The following is an 863-nucleotide window of genomic DNA, read 5'->3' as shown; positions in this document are numbered from 1 at the left end:
TGCGGTGGCCGACGAACTCAATGGACGCCCCAGGATGACTTTGGGCTGGAGCAAGCCTATTGAGGTGTATGCCGAGCATTTGGCTCGCTTGGCCCAACAGCCCGATTCAGTCCATTAACTTGATTGTCGCACTTGGACTTGAAACCGCCCTTTCCTATCAAGCGCAAACAGCTACATATTTCATAGCAAAACTCACCAGACCACGGAGCCCAAGGGCTCCTTTTCTTTTGGCCGCGGCTCTTGAAACTGCGCGCCGCAGCATCCAATTGCCATCCATACACCATCCATCTGGATGTTTTTTGGATTTTCACCGATGAGCAATATCGTTCCCATCGCCCCGCGCGGCAAGGTGCCCGAGTCCGAGAAGGTCACGATCAACCTGGGTTTTGTAGACCTGGGGCACATCGATCTGTTGGTGTCCGAGGGCTTTTACGCCAACCGCACCGACTTCATCCGCACCGCCATCCGCAACCAGCTGACCGCCCAGAACGACGCCGTGCGCCAGGTGGTGGCCCGCAAGATGCTTGTGCTGGGGCTGCAGCGTTTTGGCCGGGCCGAGCTGGAGGCCGTGTTGGCGGCGGGCCAAGCGCTGGAGATCCGCGTGCTGGGCCTGGCCAGCATCGACGACGACGTGCCGCCCGCCCTGGCGCAGGCCACGGTTGCCTCGGTGACGGTACTGGGCGCGTTCCATGCCAGTGCGGCCGTCAAGGCCGCCCTGGCCGGGCGCATGCATTGACGCCGTCGCGGTCTCACCGCGCAGGCGCACTCCTACAGCTGAGGCACAGTTGAGCGATGTTGAAAACAAAGCGATTCGCTCCAAGTCTATTTTCTCGTGCAATACCAAGGCCAGGAAAAAGCCCACC

Annotated in this window: 1 protein-coding gene and 1 pseudogene; both read left to right on the top strand. The window is 60.3% G+C overall.

Annotated features, from left to right (window positions below; genetic code table 11):
* A pseudogene (locus tag NFX52_RS30370) lies at positions 1–118 on the top strand (IS30 family transposase); the annotation flags it as partial.
* 195 nt (positions 119–313) lie between these two features.
* Complete coding sequence (locus NFX52_RS30365) at positions 314–736, top strand: hypothetical protein (RefSeq protein WP_055392979.1); 423 nt, start codon at positions 314–316, stop codon at positions 734–736.
* Positions 737–863 lie beyond the last annotated feature (127 nt).

It is taken from the genome of Acidovorax facilis (assembly GCF_023913775.1).
In the GTDB taxonomy this organism is placed as follows: domain Bacteria; phylum Pseudomonadota; class Gammaproteobacteria; order Burkholderiales; family Burkholderiaceae_C; genus Acidovorax; species Acidovorax facilis.
The sequence above is the reverse complement of the archived record's forward strand: the minus strand, read 5'-3'. Positions and strand labels throughout refer to the sequence as shown.

Bases quoted from the DNA above. Each gene is read 5' to 3' on its own strand.
- NFX52_RS30365 (WP_055392979.1), top strand. From the start codon at position 314: ATGAGCAATATCGTTCCCATCGCCCCGCGCGGCAAGGTGCCCGAGTCC.